The following is an 18491-nucleotide window of genomic DNA, read 5'->3' as shown; positions in this document are numbered from 1 at the left end:
CAGCCCCCACAGCGCGCAGGGGCAATCCGCAAAGTGGCAGGATTCTGCCGATCTGGTCACACTGAGGGCATTCGCGGGCGTTCACGCCAGGGAGTCCGCCACGATTCGGGTTACCCTTTGCCCTCGACTCACGCCCGCCCTGCTCCATCCGATCAAGGAGAGACGATGACCCCCTTCAGCCTTCACCCGCAGCTGGACGCCGACACCCACTTCGTGGCCGACCTGCCGCTGTGCACCGTGCGTCTGATGAACGATGCGCGCTATCCGTGGCTGGTACTGATTCCGCGCCGCGATGCCATCCGCGAGATCTACGAGCTGGACAGCAGCGCCCAGCAGCAGCTGTGGCAGGAAACCACCCAACTGGGCGAGCTGCTGATGACGGTAAGCGGCGGCGAGAAGCTCAATATCGGCGCACTGGGCAACATGGTGCCGCAGCTGCACATGCACGTGATCGCCCGCCGCAGCGATGATGCAGCCTGGCCGGGGCCGGTGTGGGGCGTCGGCACGGCAGAGCCCCACGACAGCGAAGCGCTGACGGTGCTGGTCGACACCCTGCGCATGAAGATCGCCGAGCTGCCGAGCTATTCCTACTGACAGCGTCACCTGCGCTGTCACTGACATCTGCGCTCTCGCAGACACTGTCATCCACGTTCTCACATCTACGAAAACGGGGCCCAATGGGCCCCGTTTTCGTATCTTGCTGGTAGTAAGCAGCAGCTAGTAAGCGACAGGTAGCAAGCGGCCTGCCTGCCTTGGCGGGGCAGGTCTCACTCCTCGCCTGAGCTCTGCCCTGATGACCTCGGGCCCAGAGGGCTCTGGAGGGAGGTGCCCGGTGCCGAGCGATCAAACGGCGAAGCACCGCGACCGGTGGGAGAGTCCAGCGCCTTGAGACTGCTGGCGACCAGCAAAGCACCAAAGACCGTGATGATGATGCCGCCGAGCAGCCCGACCAGCGCCGCCCACGGCCACTGACGACGCGCGCGGCCGTTTGAGTGCGGCCCACCCAGGCGCGAGCCGGCCGCCGCCAGGCGTCCGCTGGCCTTCATGATCAAGGTGGCCATCGCCACGCTGCCCACCGTCAGCGCGGTGCCCAATGACATCGCCAGCACCGCCAGTACCCCGCTGCCGACCATGTTCAGCGCCAGCGCGGCCAGCAAGACCAGAATCGCGCCGGAACACGGCCGCAGGCCGATCGCCAGCACCGCCATGCCCATGGTGCGCCAGTCGCCACTGGCCTGCTCCGCCGTCACGCCATGCGCATGGCCGCAACCGCAGTCATGCCCGTGTGAATGAGCGTGGCCGTGAGAGTGGGAGTGAGAGTGAGATTGAGAATGCGAGTGGTCGTGGCCAGGCGACGGCTCGAACGCCAGCCCCTGCATCGCTGGCGCCTGCGGCGCTTCCACGCTTGAGACAGGCTGTGCCCTGACAACACGCCATAGCGTGCGAGCGGCGCGCCACAGCAGCAACAGCCCCAGCACCAGCACCCCGAGATGACTGAGCAGGGTGACCTTCTCGACCTGTCCGAGCACATCGCGCCCCGCCCAGTCGAGCAGCCCCGCCCCGAGGCCGACCAGCACCAGCGCACTGACGCCCTGCAGCAAGGCCGCCAGCAACGACAGCCACAGCGCACGGCGCCGAACGATGGGCTGACTGACCAGCAGCGTACTGATGACGACCTTGCCATGCCCGGGGCCCGCGGCATGCAGCACGCCATAGGCGAAGGACAGCCCGATCAGCGCCCAGGGCGTGCCCGGATGCGCAGCAAGCTCACTCATGGCGCGCCCCAGCGAGCGCTGGAAACGCGATTGTTCGGCGAAGACCCACCCCAGCGCCTCGCCCCAGCCCTGCACCAGGCTTGGCCAGAGCGCCATGCCCAGCACGAGCAGCCCGCAGCCAACCGCCAGCCAGCCGGCCAGGCGCCGCCCCCGCGACGAGGCGGGTTTGAGCAGGCCATCGCGCATGCCCTTGAGGCTCTTGATATCGCCAAGCCCGCTGGTGTCCTTCGGCTCACTGCTCATCAGCCACCTCACAGCTGACACTGCCGACCTCGGCGAAGTACTGGCCGAGATCCATCGGTGCGGTGGCGTTGATATCCAGCATCGAGGCCTCGGCGACCTTGGACGGGTCCGGGTCGGCCGGCGTGATGCCCGGCGTGCAGCTGAGCGCCGAGTCCTGCCCATCCAGCCCGCTCACCACCAGCCCTTGCTGCACGGCGATGGCATCCGGGTCATGCAGAATCTCGATGTAATAGGTGGGGTCGTAGATACGATAACTGAGGGTATGGCCAGCCATCGCGACCGGCTCGGCCAGCGGCAGCCCCATCTGGAAGGCGACACGCTCGCCCTTGAGCCAGGTGGTCTGGCGCGTCGCCTTGCCAAGCGCCACGGGCTCGCCGTCCAGCGTGACATGGGTGTAGTAATCGAACTGCGACAGATTGGCCAGAATCTCGCTGCCCAGCACATCGAGGCGCTGCTCCATGCTGGTATCGTCCTCGAGCGCGGCCAGCTCCTGACGCAGCGTCAGGCTGTAGAAGGGGTCGAGCAGCCAATACTGGCGCATCGCGACGGCCCGCCCCTGGTCATCGAGGCGCAGCGTCACCCGCAGATCGACCCAGCCGTGCGGATGCGCGGCGGCAGGCTGACTGGCCACCAGGGTGCCCAGCATCAGCAACGGCGTCAGCCAGGCTACGGGGCGCAGGCCATGACGAGACGGGAAACGCGCCAGCGCGGACGACAGCGCCGCCACCAGGCGATGAACAGCAACAGACATCGGGAAACTCCGGCAGAACGTCACGGGGACGACAGGAAGGGATTGGCAGGATGTTACTTCATGACAAAACGGGCGACATCCCGACGCAGCCCGAGGACACTTTAGACAGGCTTTGATGGCGGTCAGTTCGCCGAATCATCATGGCCATGGCGAAAGTCTTCACGGCGCAGCCCGTATTTGTGCATCTTGAGATTGAGCGTACGCCGCGGCAGCGCCAGCTCTTCCAGCACCTGAGCGATGTTGCCGCGTGCGCGGGTCAAGGCGGCGCGAATCAAGGTCGACTCGAACATCGCCACCTGTGCCGCCAGCCCATGCTCCTCGCTGCTCGCCAGCGCCTCGTCGCTCGCGCCATTGCCGGTCTCGCCTGCGCCCTCCTCCGCTGAGGCACTGCCCGGTGCGGATGACTGCCGCGCGGTGGGCAATTCCCCCAGCACCACACGGCGACTGGCGGCCTGGCGCAGCTGCCACAGATTGCCCGGCCAGTCCGCCGCCATCAATGCGGCCAGCTCACCGCTGGCGAAGGGTTGCGCCTCCACCTCATGCACCTCGGCGGCCTGACGGCTGAAATGCGCCATCAGCAACGGGATGTCCTCGCGCCGCTCGCGCAGGGCGGGGGTCGTCAGTTCGATCTCGGCCAGTGCATGCCCGAGAGTACGCGTCAGCGGCCCGCTTGCCATCACGTCGCCCACGCTGCAAAGCGCGCTGCACACCAGCCGTGGCGCCTGGCGGGCGCCGTCCTCACGCGTGGCGATCCAGCCGTCCAGCCAATGCCATTGCGCGCCACTCAGGTGGTCCACCTCATGCAGCAGCAAGGTATTGGCCGCAGGACATGCCGCGAGCGCATCCTCGATCGCGCCCGCCAGTGCCTCCGCGCCCTCTGTCCTGGCTTGCGACAGGGGCGCGCATTCCACTCGTGCCAGCAAGGCCGTCGCCGCCGTCGGCATGGCAGCAGATGAGGCCGGCGCGTCGGCAGGCGGCGCATGCTCGGCCAGTGCCAGCGCCAGAGTGCTGCGCCCGCTGCCCGCCTCGCCGCTGATCCAGACGCGCGCCGGGTGCCCGCGCAATTCAAGCAGTCGCTCACGCAGCTGGCGAATCTGACGGCTCTCGCCCCGCAGCAGACCACTGAGGCCGCGCACGCTCAAGCGGCGGCGCAGGCGTTGGTTTTCATCACTCAGACGCCGCCCCGCCAGCGCCTGACGCAGCTTGAGCTCCAGCGCTTCGGGGTCAAACGGCTTCTCGATGAAGTCGCGCGCGCCGCCTTGCATCGCGGCAACGGCCGTGGCGACATCGCCGTGACCGGTCATCATCAGCACCGGCAGCTCCGGCGCCTTTAGTGCAAGCCGCGCCAGCAGCGTCAGGCCATCCATGCCCGGCATGCGGATGTCGCTGATTACCACACTGACCGGCTCGGCGGCGGCCAGGGCTTCCAGCAGCGCCTCGGCGCGCGAGAAGCAGCGCAGATGGATCTCGGCCAGCTCCAGCCACTGAGCAAGGGATTCGCGCACCGCCGGGTCGTCATCCACCAGCCACACCGGCGCCTCGCGGGTCAGATCGCTGTCCTGTTGCAGGCGCAGCTCTGCCGGGTCCAGGCCCGTGGCGGCAAACTCCTCTGCGCCCTCGAAGCCATCGCTGTCGTGCGTATAGCCTGTCATTCGTGCGTATACCCCGTCATGTCACGGATTGCTGCCCGCTGCCGTGTTGTTCGGTGCCGTGTTGTTCGGTGCCGTCGGCTGCATGCGTTGCCTCTGACGCCGGCGTGCGTAGCCACAATTCGAAGCAGGCGCCGCTCAGCGCAGAGCCCTCAGCCAGCGAGGAGCCCTCAGCCGGTTCAGATACTGAAGAGCCCTCAGCCAGCGAGGAGCCCTCAGCCGGTTCAGACACAGAAGCGCCATCGGCCAGACGCAGCAGGCCACCGAGGTCGCGTGCCAGGCCATAACTCAGAAACAGCCCCATCCCCATGCCCTCGCCGACCTCACGTGTGGTGGTGAAGGGATCGAACAGCGTGGCACGCAGCGCAGGGTCGATGCCGGGGCCGTTGTCCTCGATGCGCAGACATCCGCCCGGCTGCCCCTCAAGACTGGCCACTGCCGGCCAGGCCTGCCAACTGAGGCGCAGCCGCGGGGCCGCGCGCTCGTCGCTCTGCTCACCTTGCGGTTCATCGCTCTGCTGATCGGCCTGCTGTGCTCTCTGCTCCCCTTCCAGCGCATCGAGCGCATTGCGGATCAGGTTGGTCAGCAACTGCTCGAGACGCACCTGCTCGCCCATCACGATGATGTCTCGGGGCAGCGCGCCCTGCTCCACCGTCAGGTCGAGGGCGGTGACTCGCTCGGCGAGCAGTTCCAGCGCGAAGTCGATGCGCGGCGCCAGCGCCAGGGCAACGGGCGCCTGCTGACTGGCCGGACGTACGAAGACCCGCAACTGGCGAATCATGTCGGCCAGACGCTCGGACAGCTCACTGATGCGCGTGAAGTTGCTGGCGGCGGATTCGGCGGCACGCGCGGTCAGCTCGGGGCGCGTTGCGGCGGAGGCGATGCCCCGCGCCAGCAGTTTGCCGCCGCTGGCGGCGTAGGTGCGAATACCGACCAGCGGCTGATTGAGCTCATGGGCGATACCGGCCGCCATGGTGCCCAGCGCGGCCAGCTTGCCGGCCTGCACCAGCTCATCACGCGTGGCCTCGAGTTCGCGCGAGCGCTGGGCGACCCGCTCCTCGAGGCGCTCGTTGATCTCGCGCATCATCACCGCTTCACGCCGAATCAGCCCCAGACGCGCCTGACGCTCGCGCATCCACAGCGCCATCATCGCCAGTCCCAGAATCACGGCGAGCCCGACCAGCACCACATTGCGCGCCTGGATATAGAGTGGCCGCAGCGGCATCAGAAAATGCAGCTGCCAGCCCAGCGGCCCGCTGGCCAGCGACTCATCCAGATAGCGCTGGCCCATCGCCGCCGTCGGCAGCCGCGCGATCTCCGACGCCGCCAGTTCGTGGTTGTCGCCCAGCACCAGGCTGCCGTCCTCCAGCTCCCGCGACAGGGGTGTCAGCGGCGCCCCGCGAAACTGCTGCTGTGCCCGAATGCTGTCCAGCGCCTGCGGTTCGATCGCCTCCAGCGCGCGATACTTCCAATTGCGCCGCGAGGCCAGCAGCACGATGCGATTGGCATCGGCGAGCAGCACCGTCTCCCCCGCCTGGCGCCAGGTATCCTCCAGCGCTTCCAGCGAGACCTTGACCACCATGACGCCCAGCGGCTGACCCTCGGCCCCAAGTACCGGCGCCGAGACGAAATAGCCGGGACGCCCGGTGGTATTGCCGACAGCGAAGAATTCACCGCGCCCGCGCGCCAGGGCATCGATGAAGTAGGGGCGGTAGTCGTAGCGATAGCCGACGAAGCTGTCTGGCTCATCGAAGTTGCTCGCGGCCACGGTCATACCGTCGCGGTCGGTCAGGAAGATGGCCGCCGCGCCGGAGGCACGCGCGACACGCCGCAGATGCTGGTTGAGATCGCTGTTCGAACCGAGGGGAGCGGCGGCACTGGCGGCGTTGCGTTCGTCTGAGGAGGCAACAGGCGGCGTTGCCGCAGGCGGGACGTCCGGCTCGCCAAGGGCGATACGCACACGGGCCTGGCGAGCCAGCAATTCCGGCAGCCACTGGAAGCGCGACAACTCTGCATTCAGGGTGCTGGCGTAGAAATTCAGGCGAGTCGCGGCGTGCTGGCGGGCATCACGCTCACTGCGCGCCAGCTCCCAATGCCAGAGAGCAAACAAGGCCATCAGCCCGGCCAGCAGACTGGCCGAGAGTGCCAGCCAGGCCAGACGCCGACGGCGCAGCGCACTCAGCGTCATGGGCCATCACACCGCGCGAGCGCGGGCTCGCCCGGGCTCCGGTACTGCCCGCCTGCGAAGTGGTGGGCAAGGCCAGAGAGGCGGCGCTGAGGGCCGCCTCGTGGGGTTGTCATGCGTGGGGTTGCCATGCGCGAGGCGGTCACGGCGCGCCGATCACCGGCACGGTGCGCGCATCCAGAGCCACGGCAACCTCCACCAGCAGGTTGTCGAGGCGGCCCGGCGCGATATCGGCACCATTGCTGTCACCGCTCACGCTGAGACGAATCTGGCCGTTGACCTCGCTCACCCAGGCTTCCAGCGCCAGCGGCGGCCGGGCAGCGTAGCTGGCATCGAGGCGCTCGAGGTCAGGGTCTGCGCGCTCGATGATGAAGCCACGCTCCGCCAGCGTCGTCAGCAGGGTGACGAAGACCTGCTGGGAGGTCAGGGTGCCGCTGTTGGGGGCGATCACCGCGGTGCGCGAGTCCGGCGCATGGGTCGGCTGATTCATGCAGCCACCCAATACCAGCAGACCGGCGAGCAGCGTCGCGAGCCCCAGTCGTTGCCACAGCGAGCGTGGAGATGCCTTGCGCATGTTCATCAGCGAACCTCCCGTGGATCACGACCCGCCAGCGCAGCCTGCAGCTGACGCTCGATCTGGCGGCAGCTGTCGCTGTCATTGTGAGGGCGGGCATCGATGACGTAGCCGCCCTGATTGATGACCTGCTCATCGCGGATCACGCGCACGCGCTCATCCGGCGCGACCAGCGAGATGCGCTCGAAGCTGATCGGGTCATCGCGGAAGGTGTCATTGCCGACGCCCACGCCGAAATCATTGCCCGCCGCGACGCCATAGCCCACCGAGAAGCCGATGCGCGAGCCGAAGGGCCCATCGATCGCGCCCAGGCCAGGCTGGTCCACCTTGCGCTCACCCGTCACCACGCCCAGCGCCTGTTCGCTCTCGCGGATCTTGTAGCCACGGGCCTCGACGACCTGCGCCGCGGCACGCAACCACTGATTGGCATCGCCCTCACGCGGGAAGATGCAGGCTTTGGGCAGGCCAGCGCTGTCATTCGCGGCCAGCGGGTCCTTGCCGGACAGGGCCGAGCAACCACTCAGCAGCACCAGCCCCACTGCGAGCAGTGTCATGCGCGGCAGGCGTGAGCGCGCTGACGTGTCAGCCACGCTTGGCCGTGCGGAAAATTCGGGAAGTCGATGGAGCATGCGAACGTCTCCGGTCAGCCACTTGAGCCGGCGCGGCATCACGATTTTCACACCATGAGACACACCAGAGGCACTAGACTGACACATAAGTCTTGTAGGATTTCTGCATAATTATGGTATCGAGACAGCGGGATACCCTGGATGCAGCAAGCCTCATCTTAGCGCCCAGCCATGCCAGCGCCTACCGTATCCAGCCCCCGACAATGCAAGCCAAGACCGTACCGCCATTGCCATTTCGCACGATGATCACCCAACGCCAGCGCTGCCAGGGCCGCTCGCTCGGCGCGCAAACCGCCGGTCAGCGCGCGCAACACTGGTTACATATGGAAACGATATCGCGCGGACAACTCACGACGCTACAGGTTCAATAAGTTACCATTATCGACGAATAGGCAATCAGGGAGAGAAATTTATGTCAGAAAATGCCGACCAGCCCACGGTCGCCAAGATCAATCCGCCAGTCTTCTTCGGCTCCGCCGTGGTGATTCTGGCGTTCGTGATCTTTACGGTCGCCATGCCGGATACCGCGCAGACCGCCTTCGGTCATGTCCAGACCTGGATCATCGACACCGTCGGCTGGTTCTACCTGCTGGCCATGGGCGTGTTCGTGATCTTCACGCTGGGTCTCGCCTTCTCGAGCTATGGCGACATCAAGCTGGGGCCAGACCATTCCGAGCCTGATTTCAGCTACGGCTCCTGGTTCGCGATGCTGTTCTCCGCGGGCATGGGCATCGGCCTGATGTTCTACGGCGTCGCCGAGCCTGTCTTCCACTTCACTGCGCCTCCGGTCGGCGATGCCGGCACCGTCGAGGCCGCGCGTGAAGCCATGAAGACCACCTTCTTCCACTGGGGCATCCACGCCTGGGGCGTCTATGCCGTGGTGGCGCTGGCGCTGGCCTACTTCAGCTTCCGCCACAACCTGCCGCTGCGCATCAGCTCTGCGCTGTATCCGCTGATCGGCAAGCGCATCCATGGCCCGATCGGCCATGCCGTCGATATCTTCGCCGTCTTCGGCACCATGTTCGGGGTCGCGACCTCGCTGGGTCTGGGCGTGCTGCAGGTCAGCTCCGGTCTGCATTACCTGTTCGATATCGACAACGACCTGACCACCCAGATCATCCTGATCGCCATCATCACCTGTCTGGCGACCGTTTCCGTGGTCATGGGTCTGGACGGCGGCATCCGTCGTCTCTCCGAGCTGAACCTTGGCCTGGCACTGGCGCTGATGCTGTTCGTGCTGTGCGTAGGTCCGACCATCTTCCTGCTGCAGACGCTGATCCAGAACATCGGTGGCTACCTCAGCGAAGTGGTCGACAAGACCTTCAACATGTTCGCCTATATCCCGGAAGATGGCCCGTCCAAGTGGCTGGGTGGCTGGACCCTGTTCTACTGGGGCTGGTGGATCGCGTGGTCCCCGTTCGTGGGCATGTTCATCGCACGTGTCTCGCGTGGCCGCACCATCCGTGAATTCGTCTACGGCGTGCTGTTCGTTCCGATGGGCTTCACCTTCCTGTGGCTGACCTTCTTCGGCGACAGCGCCCTGCACATGCTGCTGACCGATACCGCGGGCAACCTGGCAGAAGCGGTCTCCGCCGATGCGTCCGTGGCACTGTTCAAGTTCCTGGAGCTGTTCCCGTTCGGCAGCATCACCTCCATGCTGGCCACCCTGCTGGTGGTGACCTTCTTCGTCACCTCCTCGGATTCCGGCTCGCTGGTCATCGACATGCTGACCTCCAAGGAAGGTGATGAATCTCCGGTCTGGCAGCGTGTCTTCTGGGCCTTCTCCGAAGGTTTCGTCGCCGTGGCGCTGCTGATGGCAGGTGGTCTGGGCGCGCTGCAGACCGCCTCGCTGGCCTCTGCCCTGCCGTTCGCGATCATCCTGATGTTCGTCTGCTATGGCCTGCTCAAGGCACTGCGTCTCGAGGGCGTCAAGCAACGCTCCATGCAGCACCTGAGCAACACGCCGGGCCACACCGCCGGTGGCGCACGCAGCTGGCAGAAGCGCGTCCAGACCCTGGTCGAGACGCCGCGTCAGAAGAACGTCGAGCAGTACCTGATCAACACCGTCACGCCGGCACTGGCGGATGTCGCGAAGGAATTCGAGGCCCAGGGCCTGGATACTCGCGTCAATGACGAGGAAGACCGCAGCTATCTGCAGGTCAGCCACGGCGAGGAAGTCGACTTCGTCTACGGTGTGCGGGTGCGCGAATACGCTGCTCCGGCCTTCGCGCTGCGCAACGTCAAGCGCAAGGGCACCAGCGACGTGGAACGCCATTACCGCGCCGAGGTCTTCCTGCGTGAAGGTGGCCAGACCTATGACGTCATGGGTTACACCAAGGAGCAGGTGATCGGCGACGTGCTGGACCAGTACGAGAAGCACATGCACTTCCTGCACATGGCGCGCAACTGACGCCTGAGCGTTGCAGAAGTGATGACAGCTGATGACATGGCTGTCGCAAAGGCCCCGCCCCGTGCGGGGCCTTTGCGTATGTGGCCGAAATCAGAATGTCCGAGCCGACGACATTGGCTGCAATATCCGTGTGCGACCTTGAAAACCGCATGCGCGCACCACATCTCTTACCAGGCATTCATCTACGGCTTGAGGGTGGTGCGCCGGCGACGATAGGGGTGGCCGATGAGGGCGATACAGTGAATTCGTTACCCTGCATCCCGCCCAGCCTCTACACTGGTGGCATACTGGCAGCACGGCTCGCCACCTGCATCTCCACTTTCCCCACAATGCCGTTCACTTCACATTTTTCAGGAGAGTCTTCATGTCCAACGATACCAATGCCATCGGCCTGCACACTGCCAGCGCCACTCAGCTGGCCGAGCACCTCAACATCCTGCTGGCCAACTACCAGACCTTCTACATGAATGCCCGTGGTTACCACTGGAACGTGAAGGGCAACCAGTTCTTCGAGCTGCACGTGAAGTTCGAGGAAACCTACACCGACCTGCTGACCAAGGTCGACGAGATCGCCGAGCGTATCCTGACCCTGGGTCACGAGCCGCTGCACGCCTACAGTGACTACGCGCGTGTCGCCACCATCAAGGAAGACACCCACGTCAGCGACGGCACGGCTTGCGTCAAGGGCCTGCTGACCGGTTACAAGTCCCTGATCGAACTGCAGCGCGAGATCATGTCCGTCGCGTCTGACGCCGATGATGAAGGTACCGCTTCACTGGTCGGTGACTACATCCGCGAGCAGGAAAAGACCGTGTGGATGCTGTCCGCCTACCTGGGCGAGTAAGCACTCAAGCCAATGCAGCGCCAGGGCATGGCAGCGCGGATCTCTGATGCTGCTGACTGACGCTGTACTTGACTGACACTGGGCCGCGAGGCATTCGCGCAGTGTGAACGCCGCCTTTCGACCCTGCACACGCGGGACTCGAAAGGCGGCGTTGTCATATGGCCATGAAGGCCCGCCAGATACCGACCAGGAGGGTTGCATGTCACTGCCGCTGACACGTCTGCTACGCAAGCTGCTGCATGTGGCTGCCAAGCCCATGCGCCACGCACAGGGCAAGGATGGCTACGTCATTCACGCCTATCGTGGCTACGGCTCGCATAGCGAAGCCTTTCTGATGGGACGCATCTTCCGCCAGCCCGGCTCACGCAGCCAGCTGGCTCCCGGCGCCGGGCGCGACCTGATGGATGTCGGTCGCCGCATGCTGCGCTGGGGCAAGAGCGGCGTCGAGGTAGAGGTCGCGCTGGGGGACAACCGCACCACCGCCATCACCGACCGCGATGGCTACTTCAGCGTGCATCTGCCGCTCGATGAGCCGCTGGAGCACCAGGGGCAGTGGCATACCGCCCGCATCACGGCGTGTCCGCCGAAGCAGCCTCCGGTGGAGGGCGAGGCGCAGGTCTATCTGCCGCCCATCAGCACACGCCTCGGGGTGATCAGCGATATCGACGACACCGTGATGTACACCGGCGTCGCCAACAAGCTCAAGATGCTTTATCGCCTGTTCATCGAGTCCGCCGAGCGCCGCACCGCCTTCCCCGGCGTGGCCGCCCTCTATCAGGCGCTTCATGAGGGTGATGATGGCCAGCAGCAGCGCCCGCTGCTCTATGTATCGCGCGGCCCGTGGAGCATCTACGAGATGCTGGAGGTCTTCTTCCAGCACAACCGCATTCCGGTCGGGCCGATCCTGTTCCTGCGCGAGTGGGGCCTGACGCTGCAACGCCCGCTGCCCAGACGCTCCGAAGACCATAAGCAGGCGCTGATCGAGAAGATGCTCGGCCTGTATGACGAGATGCAGTTCCTGCTCATCGGCGACAGCGGCCAGCATGACCCGGAAGTCTACGCCGAGGTCGTGCGTCGCTATCCCGGTCGCATCTGCGCGATCTACATTCGCCAGATAGGCGATTCGGACTCGCGCAAGGCCGAGCTGGACCGGCTCGGCGAGGAGCTGGCCGCCCTCGGCTGCGTGATGCTGTTGAGCACCGATAGCCTCGACATGGCGCACCACGCGCATGCCAACGGCTACATCGATGCCGCCAGCGTCGAGATGGTACGTGCCGAGATCGAGCATCAACTCGCCGACGAGCCGGCCTGAGCGCCTCGATAGCCAGCGGATAGATAGCTGGCACTATAGCGGTACTACAACGCAAGACGGAGACCCCAGGGTCTCCGTCTTGCGTTGTGCGCGACTGACATCTGCCTCACCGAACGACCCTGCCAAATGACGGCCTCAGGCGATGCGTGAGCGAATCAGCTGATCGAGCGACAGGCGCCCCGGCCCCTGCAATACCAGCACCAGCAGGCTGGACAGCCACAGGCCGTGGGTCACCCAGGCGTGGGGATAGACGAACAGCTGAATGGTCAGTGTCATGACGGCCAGCCCCAGCGCCGCGAAGCGCGTCCCCAGCCCCAGCCACAGCATCAGCGGAAACAGGTGCTCGGCGATGGTCGCCAGCCAGGCAGCCAGTATCGGCGAGACCAGCGGCAAGGCGTATTCATGCTCGAACAGAAAGAAGGTGCTGTCCTTGATCGTGAAGCCGTCGACCTTGGTCTGCGCTGACATGAAGAATACCGCGCCGACGATGATGCGCATCAGGATCAACAGCGCATCCATGCGCAGTTTTTCCAGCCAGACGAACACTTTCAGGACCTGCCCCGCCACACCGGTACGAACCGCAGGCGTCGTTGATGATTCAAGGCTCATGATGAGGCCTCCTCAAGGGTGCGCCAGGGCGCGAAGGGTCAAACAGAAAAGAACCGAGCAGGATCAGGTCGGCGCGCGGAAGGCACCACTTGCCAGCAGGGGGGCCAGCAGCGGCCCCAGCTCCTGCTCGGGGTGCGCGTCCGCGAGCCGCGCTGCCGCGTCCGCCAGCGTCTCCCCCGCCAGCAGCAGTTCGAGCAGCAAGGCAGCGGCCTCGCACAGCACCGTCACCTGCACCTCCAGCGCCGGGCGCGTGATCAACACCCGCTCCGGCCGCGCGATAGCCAGCCCTTCAAGCGTCGCGCCGGCATGCTGGTGGCGCTGCCAGATCTCGAGCACCGCATGCTCCAGGCGCAGCAGACAAGCCGCGGGGTGCGCCGAGAACCTGAGCTCCATCACCGCCGCGGGCGGCAACCCCGCCAGCTGGGTCGGCACCAGGGCTTCGGCGTCCGCCGCGTGATAGGCCACCAGACGAGCGGCCTCGAAGCGGGCCAGGTCCACCGCATAGAATGGCAGCTGAGCGGCCGACACCTGACGCGTCTCGACCAGCGTGGTCAGGGTCGCGTGCAGGGTCTCGGCAAGCCCGGCCCCGTACTCCATCATCAGCGGTGAGCGCGGCAGATGCTGGCGGGAATGATCGTGGGCCAGGGCCGCAAAGAAGCGCTCCCCCACCACCTGCCGGGTCACCGGATAGGCCTCTTCCAGCGCACTGATCAGGCTGGCCCAGACATTATTGCGATAGACATCGAGGCGCTGCTGATGGCCTGCCTCGATACCCAGAAGCGCGGCATCGGGCTGGGTGAGTGCCTCGATGAAGGCGCGCTGCCAGTCGGGCTGGCGCTCAGCGCTGGCATGCCGCTCGAGAGAGGTCATCGGTCGCCCTCCATGCCGGAGCGCGTCAGCTGCTGCGCCCGTGTGCTGTGCAGCAACGCCTGAGCGCGCATGGTCTGCCCCAGCAATACCTCCAGCGCCGGTACTTGGGTATCCCATTCAATCAGCGTCGGACGCGGCCCGATGCGATTGATGAAGTCGGCATACAGCGCCCAGACCTCATCACAGACCGGCGCGCCATGGTTGTCGATCAGCAGACCTTCACGCGTGTCCTCGCCATGCCCCGCCAGATGGATCTCCCCGACGGCGTGGCCCGGAATGGATTCCAGCCAGGCCGCGGGATCGATCCCGATGTTGTGCGCCGAGACGAAGACATTGTTGACGTCGATCAGCAGTCCGCAGCCACTGCGCTCGACCAGGCGAGTGAGGAAATGCGTCTCGGGAATCAGTTCCGCCCCCAGCTCGCGTGCATCGAAACGCAGATAGTGGGCGGGATTCTCGATCAATACCTGACGGCCCAGGGTGTCCTGCAACTGCATCAGGTTATCGCTGACCCGTGCCAGCATCGCGTCCGTCAGCGGTACCGGCAGCAGGTCGTTGTAGAAGTGGCCGCTATGGCCGGCCCAGGCCAGGTGTTCTGACACGCTGGTGGGCGGGTGACGCTCGCAGAGCGTTCTGAGACGCGCCAGATGCGTGGCATCCAGCGGGCGCTCCGATGCCAGCGACAGGCCGACACCATGAATCGAGAGCGGATACTCCTGCAGCGCATCCAGCCGGGCATGAGGTGCCCCGCCGGCGCCCATGTAGTTCTCGGCATGAATCTCGAGAAACCCCAGCGCCGGACGCGACGACATCAGCTCACGCACATGCTGCGCCTTGAGGCTGATACCGACGGCCATCTCGTCGAGGGACGGATAGGCCGTACCGAAATCCGGGCTGCCGGAGGAAGGGGATGGCTGGTGCATGAAGACCTCTCGAGGCGGCGAGCGTCCGGTGGCGGCGTGGCGCCAGACCACCGGACGTCAAGTTCGGGGGGATGCTCGGGAAAGCCCGAGCCAGCCCCGAGGCGTGATGCTTACTTGATTTCTTCCAGGCTGCCGGTGCCATTCGGCGTCTCGATGGAGGTGCAGGTGCCTTCCGGAACCAGCTTCCAGGCATTGCCCTGATAATCGACGGTGGAAGTCCCGGCACACGAAGTACCCGGGCCGGCGGCGCAGTCATTCTCACCGGCCAGCGACACGCCGTAGCACTTTTCCATGCCCGCCGCGTGGGCCGGGAGGGAGACGACAGCGGTAGACAGAGCGACAGCGGTTCCGAGTGCGGAGGCCAGGGCAAAAGCGGTCTTGGCGGACTTGTTCGTCTTGGTAGACATGGGCATATCTCCTGAGAAAATGCTCTTTAATGAGCCAAACGTTATTTATCTATCACTTTCGCCCCTGCGCTGCGGGCTCAATCCAACTTACGGGGGGCTTGGGGAGATGGATGCAGAAAAGATCGAAATTCTTGCCGCGACTCGACAATATCGCGCAGACCGCACTCCCCTCATCACATGCGGAAACGATACCCCGCGCTTGCGTTGACCTCGCCATGCAAACGCAAGCGGCCCCATATAGGGGCCGCTTGCGTCGACTGTCATCTGCTGTCTAAGGGCATGTCGCGACGTCTGTTATAACGTCAGTCGCAACGGCTGCCTGCAGTGCTGCAGGCGATGAGGGCGATCAGCTATCGCCCTGCCACTTGCGCTCCATGAGCTCCCAGCGCGAGAGCGACGCAGGCGCCTGCCCTGCCTCGTCGGTGTCCATTGCCCCGGTGTCCAGTGCCTCGGCATCTGCTTCTTCACTGGCAGGCGGCTCGGGCGCGGGCTGGCGATCAAGCGCCGACGGCGCGGATGGCGATGGCTGATCCAGCGCCTGCTCGGGTTGATGCAGGGTGTCACGCGACTGGCGCACCAGTGCTTCCGGCAGTGGCTTCTTCATGCGCGCGCCGAGTTCCAGCAGCTCCTCGGCACGGCTGATCAGATTGCCGCGCCCGCTGGCCAGCCGCTTCATGGCGGTATCATGCGCCTCGCGCGTGCGTCCCAGCTGAGTGCCCAGCTCCTCGAGGGATTCGGCGAGGCCACGGAACTTGTCGAGCAGCGCTCCCGCGCGTTCACCGATCACGCGCGCATTGTCATTCTGACGCTCCAGACTCCACAGACTCGCCACGGTGCGCAGGCTGGCCAGCAAGGTGGTCGGCGTCACCATCACCACGCCCTGGGTGAAGGCATCCTGGAACAGGCTGTCATCGTGTTCGAAGGCCAGCGCGAAGGCCGGCTCCATCGGCAGGAACAGGAACACGAAGTCCGGCGAGCCCAGCCCCTCAATGGCGGGATAGTTGCGCCGCGCCAGCCCGGTGACATGGCCACGCACCGAGGTCAGATGCGCGCGCAGCGCGCGTGCTCGCGTCACGTCATCCTCGGCGTTGACGTACTCGGTGTAGGCGGTCAGCGAGACCTTGGCATCGATGATCAGATGCTTGTTGTCCGGCAGGTAGACGATGGCATCCGGACGCTGGCGTCCGCCCTCGCCGGTGAACGACACCTCGCGCTTGAACTCGATGCCATCACGCAGACCGGAGCGCTCCAGCACGGTCTCCAGAATCATCTCGCCCCAGTTGCCCTGCATCTTGCTGTCGCCCTTGAGCGCCCGCGACAGATTGGCCGCCTCCTCGGTGATCTGGCGGTTGAGCCCCGCCAACTGGTCGAGCTGACTCTTGAGGCTGGTGCGCTCGCGCACCTCCTCGCCATGCAGCTGCTCGAGGCGCTGACGGAAGTCGCCGACCTGCTCACGAAACGGCTTGAGCAACTGCTCGAGCTGGGCGCCACTGGCGGCGGTGAAGCGCTGCTGGCGCTCCTCGAACACCTTCCCCGCCAGCTGCTCGAATTCCTGACTCAGGCGCTCGCGCGACTCGTTGAGCAATGCCAGCTGCTGCTCGTGATGGCTGGCCTCCTGACGCTGGCGCGTCACCAGCGAGGCATGCGTCTCGCGCAGCTCGGCGTAGCGCTCGGTCAGTGTCTCGAGACGCTCCTCGCGCTCCAGCAGCTGCGCCTCCAGCACTTCCTGCTGGCGGGTCAGGCTGCGCGCCAGCGTCTGCTGCTCACTCAGGGCGCGTGACTGTTCATCCAGGCGCCCCTGCAGCGATTCGCGCAGCGTGGCGAGTTGCTCCGTCAGCGCATCACGCGCCTGGCGCGCCTCCTCCAGCGACTGGCTCAGATAGCGCTGCTGCTGCTCCGCCTGCTGCCCATCCAGCGCGGCACGCTGCTCGATCAGGGCCGCCCGCTGCTCGGCCTGTTGCTGGCGCTCACGCGACTCGTCCAGCGAGGCCTGCCACGTCTGCTGCATCGACTGTAGCTCCTCCTCACTGCTCTCCTGCAGCGCATGGAGCTGCTCGCGGGTTCGCCGCCAGCCCAGCCCCAGGGCCAACGACAGCATCAACAGCACGCCGACCAGCAACCACATCACGGCGGAAGATTCAGAAAGCAGCGACATCGGGCACTCCATGGCCTGTGAAAACGCAGCGGGGTCACCCCCCCTTGAAAGTCAGTATCGCGCATCCATGTCTTGAGTGTCAGGGCACGAAAGGACGGGAACTGCCTGCCATCATCGAGCGATGCTCACTGCGGTGAGTGACGTACGCCGAGAGCAGAATTCTCCCCTTCTCTGCCCAGCACGCTCGCAAGAGCCGAAGCACGGAAAGGAGATTCGCATGACACAGCAGACCGATCAGCAGACACGTCAACAACTGCAAGGCAAGCGCGTGGCCATTCTCGCGACCCATGGCTTCGAGGAATCCGAGCTCGCGGTGCCGCGCGCCGCACTGCAGGAGGCGGGCGTCGAGGTAGACATCGTCTCGCCGGAGAAAGACGGCATTCGTGCCTGGGCCGAAACCGACTGGGGCGAGAAGTACCAGGTCGATACCCCGCTCAGCGATGCCAGCGAACACGACTATCACGGCCTGGTGCTACCGGGTGGCCTGTTCAATCCGGACACCCTGCGTCAGGACGAAAGCGCACTGAGCTTCGTGCGCAGCTTCTTCCAGGCCCACAAGCCGGTCGCCGCCATCTGTCACGCGCCGTGGATCCTGATCGATGCCGGCGTCGTCGAAGGCCGTCAGATGACCTCCTTCCCTTCCGTCGCTCAGGACCTGAAGAACGCCGGCGCCGAGTGGCAGGACAGCGAAGTGGTGTGTGACAGCGCGCTGGTCACCAGCCGCAAGCCAGCAGATCTCGATGCGTTCAACGCCAAGCTGCTCGAGGAACTGGCCGAAGGCAAGCACCAGCATCAGCACGCCTGAGGCCGCAAGCCAGAGAGCCGCAAGCCAGAGAGCCGCAAGCTAGACAGCCGCAAGCTCTGAAGCTTGAACAGACAGACGCCCCTGCCACTTCGGCAGGGGCGTTTTCGTTGTCTCAAGGGCGCGATCCGGTGCCTTGGTGGCAGAAGTGAAGTGTCCTCGCAGCACTGGCTGAACCCCTCTTGGCCGAGGATCGTTGGCCACTCTGCAGCCGTGCATCCCAGAACCTCATTGCGAGCAACCACTTACACTACAGGCAACGCAATCTGGACAACTAAGCTCCACAACAACACACCGAGCGACGCACGGAGACATTAGCGAACGCCTTTCGTAAAAGGCGCTGCGACACGATA

General features: G+C 65.2%; 16 protein-coding genes. 5 read left to right on the top strand and 11 right to left on the bottom strand.

What is annotated here, in order from left to right; genetic code table 11:
• Positions 1 to 165 precede the first annotated feature (165 nt).
• Complete coding sequence (locus H2O77_RS01275; RefSeq protein ID WP_054555248.1) at positions 166 to 594, top strand: HIT family protein; 429 nt, start codon at positions 166 to 168, stop codon at positions 592 to 594.
• A gap of 173 nt (positions 595 to 767) precedes the next feature.
• Here the strand turns inward: H2O77_RS01275 and H2O77_RS01270 are convergent, their stop codons facing one another.
• From H2O77_RS01270 to H2O77_RS01245, 6 genes are all read right to left on the bottom strand, one after another.
• Positions 768 to 2018, bottom strand: coding sequence for a sodium:proton antiporter (locus H2O77_RS01270; protein ID WP_215823735.1), 1251 nt, complete (start codon positions 2016 to 2018; stop codon positions 768 to 770).
• Positions 2008 to 2769: a DUF1007 family protein gene (locus H2O77_RS01265; RefSeq protein ID WP_215823734.1), complete on the bottom strand. Its 762-nt coding sequence runs from the start codon at positions 2767 to 2769 to the stop codon at positions 2008 to 2010. The genes H2O77_RS01270 and H2O77_RS01265 overlap by 11 nt, the downstream gene beginning before the upstream one ends.
• Before the next feature lie 122 nt (positions 2770 to 2891).
• Entirely contained in the window at positions 2892 to 4421 is a 1530-nt protein-coding gene (locus H2O77_RS01260) for a response regulator (RefSeq protein ID WP_215823733.1), read from the bottom strand.
• 16 nt (positions 4422 to 4437) lie between these two features.
• Positions 4438 to 6606 (bottom strand): cache domain-containing protein, encoded by a 2169-nt coding sequence (locus H2O77_RS01255; protein ID WP_215823732.1) that lies wholly within the window; start codon positions 6604 to 6606, stop codon positions 4438 to 4440.
• Positions 6607 to 6745: 139 nt separating this feature from the next.
• Complete coding sequence (locus H2O77_RS01250) at positions 6746 to 7183, bottom strand: hypothetical protein (RefSeq protein WP_043333222.1); 438 nt, start codon at positions 7181 to 7183, stop codon at positions 6746 to 6748.
• Entirely contained in the window at positions 7183 to 7806 is a 624-nt protein-coding gene (locus tag H2O77_RS01245) for a hypothetical protein (protein ID WP_215823731.1), read from the bottom strand. Before H2O77_RS01245 ends, H2O77_RS01250 begins: the two co-directional genes overlap by 1 nt.
• 412 nt (positions 7807 to 8218) lie before the next feature.
• Here H2O77_RS01245 and betT point away from each other — a divergent pair, with 412 nt between their 5' ends.
• From betT to H2O77_RS01230, 3 genes are all read left to right on the top strand, one after another.
• On the top strand, positions 8219 to 10216 hold the full coding sequence (betT, locus tag H2O77_RS01240; protein ID WP_054555244.1) for a choline BCCT transporter BetT: 1998 nt from the start codon (positions 8219 to 8221) through the stop codon (positions 10214 to 10216).
• A 364-nt stretch (positions 10217 to 10580) separates the two neighbouring features.
• Positions 10581 to 11060 (top strand): Dps family protein, encoded by a 480-nt coding sequence (locus tag H2O77_RS01235; RefSeq protein WP_043333228.1) that lies wholly within the window; start codon positions 10581 to 10583, stop codon positions 11058 to 11060.
• Positions 11061 to 11259: 199 nt separating this feature from the next.
• Positions 11260 to 12372 (top strand): phosphatase domain-containing protein, encoded by a 1113-nt coding sequence (locus H2O77_RS01230; protein ID WP_054555243.1) that lies wholly within the window; start codon positions 11260 to 11262, stop codon positions 12370 to 12372.
• 135 nt (positions 12373 to 12507) lie between these two features.
• On the opposite strand, the gene H2O77_RS01225 is transcribed toward H2O77_RS01230, so the two are convergent.
• The 5 genes from H2O77_RS01225 to rmuC form a co-directional block, all read right to left on the bottom strand.
• The gene (locus H2O77_RS01225; RefSeq protein ID WP_215823730.1) at positions 12508 to 12981 is read right to left on the bottom strand and encodes a DoxX family protein; all 474 of its coding nucleotides are present in this window, start codon (positions 12979 to 12981) and stop codon (positions 12508 to 12510) included.
• Between the two features lie 63 nt (positions 12982 to 13044).
• A complete protein-coding gene (locus tag H2O77_RS01220) occupies positions 13045 to 13851 on the bottom strand; it encodes a DNA-binding domain-containing protein (RefSeq protein WP_215823729.1) in 807 nt (268 codons plus the stop codon).
• Entirely contained in the window at positions 13848 to 14774 is a 927-nt protein-coding gene (locus H2O77_RS01215) for a DUF692 domain-containing protein (RefSeq protein WP_240548668.1), read from the bottom strand. Before H2O77_RS01215 ends, H2O77_RS01220 begins: the two co-directional genes overlap by 4 nt.
• A gap of 110 nt (positions 14775 to 14884) precedes the next feature.
• Positions 14885 to 15181: a DUF2282 domain-containing protein gene (locus H2O77_RS01210; protein WP_043333233.1), complete on the bottom strand. Its 297-nt coding sequence runs from the start codon at positions 15179 to 15181 to the stop codon at positions 14885 to 14887.
• A 346-nt stretch (positions 15182 to 15527) separates the two neighbouring features.
• Positions 15528 to 17336 carry a DNA recombination protein RmuC gene (gene rmuC / locus H2O77_RS01205; RefSeq protein WP_240548667.1) on the bottom strand — a complete coding sequence of 603 codons (1809 nt, stop codon included), beginning with the start codon at positions 17334 to 17336 and terminating at the stop codon, positions 15528 to 15530.
• Between the two features lie 217 nt (positions 17337 to 17553).
• On the opposite strand from rmuC, the gene H2O77_RS01200 reads away from it, so the two are divergent.
• Positions 17554 to 18141 (top strand): type 1 glutamine amidotransferase domain-containing protein, encoded by a 588-nt coding sequence (locus H2O77_RS01200; protein WP_043333235.1) that lies wholly within the window; start codon positions 17554 to 17556, stop codon positions 18139 to 18141.
• Positions 18142 to 18491: the final 350 nt, after the last annotated feature.

This window comes from Cobetia sp. 4B (genome assembly GCF_018831605.1).
Lineage (GTDB): Bacteria > Pseudomonadota > Gammaproteobacteria > Pseudomonadales > Halomonadaceae > Cobetia > Cobetia amphilecti.
The sequence above is the reverse complement of the archived record's forward strand: the minus strand, read 5'-3'. Positions and strand labels throughout refer to the sequence as shown.